We start from the raw sequence: 4,819 nt of genomic DNA, 5'->3' as shown, positions 1-4,819 counted from the left end.
CTGGAGTTGTTCCAGCAGAAAAGCTCCCCGTATGAAGATGTCAATAAGCCGCAGTAATTGCATAAAACAGGCCGCAACTTAAACCGCCTTGGGCGGTTCACCTTACCAAGCCTCCGGTTTTACCGGAGGTGCTTGACTCTGCAAAGTTAGCGACAACGGCCAGCGGGTTAGTGATGATGATGGTGATGCTCACAGGAATGGCTGTGGCCAGGCGTAGCCAGCGGCCCGCCTGCCTTGGTTAGGGCCTCTTCCAGCGATTGCTGCGCGGCTTGGAGCGATTCTGCCGCCCTGCGCAACAGAGCAGCGAGGTCAGGTGCCTCTGCGGCCAGCATCTCTGCCCAGCGAAGGAACTCTGTGCCATGTCCCTGATTATGCTCAAGCCAATGAGGCAGCATCACCCGTACTTTTTCCGTGTTCGTCATTGCTACGTCCTTCATGCTTCTTTCTCCTTGCTGGTAAGCACAATTGCGCCGGTGAGCAGGTTGATGCTCCTGACCCGCACCCCCTGTACGGTCAGCGGCTCTTCAAAATAGGTGCTGAGGAGCACGCCGTCCCCAATTACTTCCAAACTGGTGACTGATTCCATCACGGTCTCGCAGTAATTCTCCCGTTCCACCACTGCCTTTAACTGACACACGTTTCCTCCTTAAATCAGAAAGCGGAATTCGCCTTTTCCAAGCAGGTCATGGAGATGCAGCAGCCCTTGCACCTTGCCCGTCTCGCTGTCCACAACCGCCAGCACCGTGATTTCCTTTTCCTGCATCAGGCTAAGGGCATCAGCAGCCATCAGATCCGGTTCGATGCGCACAGGGGTTGGGGTCATGAGCTGAGTAACCAACGGGCCATCCTTGCGGCTGGCACTGGGTAGCAGGCTGTTGATAAAATAACGACGGAGATCGCCGTCCGTAATGATGCCGCGCAGCTCGCCAGCCGCAGAAACCACCAAGACTGCGCCCAGGTTCTTGCGGTTCAGCTCAGTGACTGCCTCTTCTAGGCCTGCCTTTTCGCAGATCAGCGGGACTTTATCGCCGGTAAGCATGACTTCCCGCACCGCCACCTTCAGCCGCTCGCCCAGACTGCCGCCAGGATGGTTGCGCCGAAAGTCTTCTGCCCGGAAACGCCGCCGCCTAAGCAGAGCCACAGCCAGCGAATCGCCTAAAGCCAGGGTAGCTGTGGTAGAAGCAGTAGGAGCCAGCCCTAAAGGGCAGGCTTCCATCGGTACAGCCACATTCAGGACCACGGCAGCCTGTTCTGCCAGCGAAGAGCGGGGGTTACTGGTCATGGCGATTACGGCAACAGACCGTTCTTTCAGACTGGCTAACAGGCGGCCCAGTTCTGCTGTCTCGCCGGAATAGGAAATCGCCAAGACCACATCATTTTCGGCAACCATACCCAGATCGCCGTGCATGGCCTCCACTGGATGGAGAAAGAAGGAAGGTGTGCCTGTGGAGTTGAAGGTTGCGGCCATCTTCTGGCCTATCAGCCCGGATTTGCCAATGCCGGTGATGATCAAGCGACTCGGCGGACAGGCCATGATCAGATCAACCGCTTGGACAAACTCCTGCCCCAAGGCATCACGGACAGCATAAATTCCCTGTGCTTCAATATTCAGAGCTTCTCGTGCATGTTCAACCGTCATGATTGCTCTCCTAAAGCAACGACAATCCGTCCCCGTGTCTGGCCAGCCAGCATGGCATCCACTGTATGGCTGATTTGTTCTAAAGAAATGCAGCTACTCAAGCTGTTGAGCACCTCTTGCAAAGCAGAATGCCACGGCCCAGCCAGTTGCTCCCAAATAGCCTTTCTCCGGGCGAGCGGGCATTCAGCAGAGTCAATTCCAACTAAGCTCACCCCGCGCAAAATAAAGGGATAGACTGTCAGAGACAGATCGCCAGAGGCCGCATTGCCGCAGCAGGTGACAATACCGTGGCGACAGGTCGCTTTGATCGCGCCGACCAGGATCTCGCCGCCGACAGTATCGACCACACCTGCCCAACGTTCCCGCAGCAAGGCCGCGCCTACCCGGCCTATCGCCTGTTGGCGGTTCAGCACTGCCGTGCAACCGAGCTGCCGGAGGAAATCATGCGCACTCTCTTTGCCAGTAACTGCCGTGACTGCAAAGCCAAGCTTGGCCAGCAGAGCGCAGGCCAGCGAGCCGACTCCGCCCGTGGCCCCAGTGACCAGCACCGGCCCTTGTTCAGGCTGCAAACCGTTGGCCAGCAGCTTGTCCACGCACTGGGCCGCAGTGAAGCCAGCGGTGCCGATCTGCATGGTTTCATAGAGGGAGAGCGGTTCTGGCTTGGCCAGCACCCAGGCTGCGGGAACGCGGATGTATTCGCCAAAACCGCCAGGCGTATTCATGCCAAGGTCGCGGCCCATGCAGATAACCTCGTCGCCCTCGACAAACTGCGGCACACTGGAAACCGCAACCACGCCTGCTGCGTCAATACCTGGCGTGTGCGGATATTTTCTCGTCACGCCCCGGTTGCCGCTGGCAGACAGGGCATCTTTATAGTTGAGCGAGGAGAAATGTACCCGGATCAGCACTTCGCCGGGCGGCAAATCAGTAAGGCGGCGTTCCTCAACAGCCCGCTGAAAGCTGCCGTCCTGCTCACGCACCACAAGGGCACGGAAGGTGGTTTGGTCGTTCATGAAATTATGTTACCTTGATCTTTTCAAGGCAGTCTTTTGCATTCATCACAGCGAAGCCGAGGAGAGCATGGCCAGTCTTTCTTGCACAAACCGGCAGTTGTCCTGCATCGCGCTCCATGCAAAAAAATCCGCGTCGTCGCCAAGCTCTCTCTTTGGAAACCGCTCAAGAAACAACGCGGATGGCATCTAGTAGCGTTCTTCAAATAACAGTTGCAGTTGGAACTTGAACTCATCGCCTCTGTCAACTGTAAGGTCTCAGACTTTAGTTTTCTCCTTGGGTGCGGTTGGTACACCTCTGCTATGGCAGTCTGCACAGTTAAACTGGCCGGTAATACCGTACTGTTTGATGCAGTCAAAGTCGAAATCCGTCTTATAGCGGTTATCTTGCCACGCATTAAGCAGCTCGACCAGACGATAGGCCGTACTAGCCGCCAAGCGTGCGCAACGGTCTTGCCGCTCAGGGCTATTGAGCGGCTTATTTGCCGCCTTCATCCATCTGCCCACAGAGATATGGCAGAGGGGCGAGCTACTGACCGTGGTTGGCAGCTTTTTGGTTATCTTAGGTTTCTTCGGAACATAAACTGGCAGCTTAGTCTGGGCATACCACTCCATCATTTCTGTAGCAATCTGATGCCCAGCCAGCGAACCGCCGTTAACACGTGGCCCGATGATCAGGTTAGCTACCAAATTAGCCCCGGCAGGTGCCCCGCAGATCGTGCCCCAGCCCATTTGCCCGCCCTCAAAATAGGCAAAGCCATCACAGGGGAAGGAAATATACGGCTCGCCGACCAACTCACGGAGCTGAATGAACACACTATTGATCACTGCCCCGCAGAAGACCCGGTACCATTCTGTATAGCAAAGCTCTGCTGTCTTTGCCGGGTCGAGCTTCTTATACGGCCACGGCCATTTCTCAGTACTGCTGCCAGCAGCTAGTGCTGGGTTGATTATTCCTCCGACTTGGCCAAGCGCGGCTCCGGCAGCCAGTGTACCTGCTCCGGCCAGCACCTGTCGCCTGGAAATTTGTTCCTGCGTTGTTGCAAGATGTTCGTTGCTCATGCTGATTCTTTAATCCTTCTACTAGATTTTTTTGAATCTTGCTCAGGTTTTCCACCTGCATTCCCCAGTCTCCCTCCATATTTTTTCTGGTTCGTCTGTTGTGAGTTACAAGGACACGGCGTACCGTGCCCTGTTCGCTGGCTGAATATCCGCAGAAGTTTTCTACGGATTGCCCCCTGGTTCTGGCGGTGTGCTCGGATGATAATCAATATCGCTGGTGCGCGTGCCGCCTGCCATCTCGTATTCGTTGCTGTCTTTGCCGTAGCGTGCGCCCACGCCAGCCAGCAGCCGCGCTGCTATAATCCGCACCTCCTTTTCATCCTCGTTGAAGTTGTTGCCTGCTGCGTCCGCCTGGGCCAGCAGGGCGTTATAGGTATCCAGCGAGGCCTGCGCCGTGGTAATTCGGGCATCAAATTCCGCCACGCTGAGACCACCGCCCAAATCCAGGGCTGGGTCAATGGTTTTCAGGCCGCCGGAACGCTGCCGCGCGTCGGCAAGGACTTGAGACATTCTGCGCTTATACGACATGAGCTTTCCTCCTGAGAAAAGTGGCTGCTCCATGCGGAGCGGTGCGCGGCGGACATCCGCAGCCAAGCCAGGGACGTTCTCGGCTCGGCTACGGATGTTCCCGGCTTGGCAAGGAACCTGCCAAAGCTGGCCGGGAAGGTCCAAAAACGAGCCAGGCACGTTCCTAAGTCGGCAGTGGAGGTTCTTGGCTCGGTCAGGAATGTCCGCAGCTAAGCCTGGAAGATTCCTGGCTCGGCAAGAAACCTCCCAAAGCGAGCCAAGAACGTCCAGAAGTGAGCCGGGAACCTCTGCTGCCGAGCCAGGTAGTTCCGCTGCTTCTTCCTGCTATAGCGCGCTTTTCCTGCGCTGTCAACAGCTATCTTTCCTGCAGTTGCTTGCCAGACTGCGCTGCTGCATCATGGAAAAAACACTGTTTGCAGACGACAAGGGTTTGGAATACTGAGCTATCTTCACTTTACCGGACACACTAAGTACCCTAACAGGGACAGGAGGTGTGTATATGGTCAATCGAAGGTACGATTCCGATTTCAAGCGAGAAGCCGTGCGCATGGTTGTGGAAGACGGTCTGGGCATTCGCGAG

Annotated in this window: 6 protein-coding genes; all 6 read right to left on the bottom strand. The window is 56.2% G+C overall.

Annotated features, from left to right (window positions below; genetic code table 11):
• Positions 1 to 167: 167 nt before the first annotated feature.
• Positions 168 to 437: a hypothetical protein gene (locus ACNKIB_RS14145; protein WP_417911217.1), complete on the bottom strand. Its 270-nt coding sequence runs from the start codon at positions 435 to 437 to the stop codon at positions 168 to 170.
• Positions 434 to 637 carry a CooT family nickel-binding protein gene (locus ACNKIB_RS14140; RefSeq protein WP_417911216.1) on the bottom strand — a complete coding sequence of 68 codons (204 nt, stop codon included), beginning with the start codon at positions 635 to 637 and terminating at the stop codon, positions 434 to 436. Before ACNKIB_RS14140 ends, ACNKIB_RS14145 begins: the two co-directional genes overlap by 4 nt.
• A 9-nt stretch (positions 638 to 646) precedes the next feature.
• The gene (locus tag ACNKIB_RS14135; RefSeq protein ID WP_417911215.1) at positions 647 to 1,639 is read right to left on the bottom strand and encodes a KpsF/GutQ family sugar-phosphate isomerase; all 993 of its coding nucleotides are present in this window, start codon (positions 1,637 to 1,639) and stop codon (positions 647 to 649) included.
• Entirely contained in the window at positions 1,636 to 2,652 is a 1,017-nt protein-coding gene (locus ACNKIB_RS14130) for a YhdH/YhfP family quinone oxidoreductase (protein ID WP_417911214.1), read from the bottom strand. The genes ACNKIB_RS14135 and ACNKIB_RS14130 overlap by 4 nt, the downstream gene beginning before the upstream one ends.
• A gap of 255 nt (positions 2,653 to 2,907) precedes the next feature.
• The gene (locus ACNKIB_RS14125) at positions 2,908 to 3,711 is read right to left on the bottom strand and encodes a C-GCAxxG-C-C family (seleno)protein (RefSeq protein ID WP_417911213.1); all 804 of its coding nucleotides are present in this window, start codon (positions 3,709 to 3,711) and stop codon (positions 2,908 to 2,910) included.
• Positions 3,712 to 3,873: 162 nt separating this feature from the next.
• The gene (locus tag ACNKIB_RS14120; protein WP_417911212.1) at positions 3,874 to 4,239 is read right to left on the bottom strand and encodes a hypothetical protein; all 366 of its coding nucleotides are present in this window, start codon (positions 4,237 to 4,239) and stop codon (positions 3,874 to 3,876) included.
• Positions 4,240 to 4,819 lie beyond the last annotated feature (580 nt).

The sequence above is a fragment of the Candidatus Electronema sp. PJ genome, from assembly GCF_048287395.1.
Classification (GTDB): domain Bacteria; phylum Desulfobacterota; class Desulfobulbia; order Desulfobulbales; family Desulfobulbaceae; genus Electronema.
Note: the sequence above shows the minus strand (reverse complement) of the source record. Positions and strands in the feature narration are given on the sequence as shown.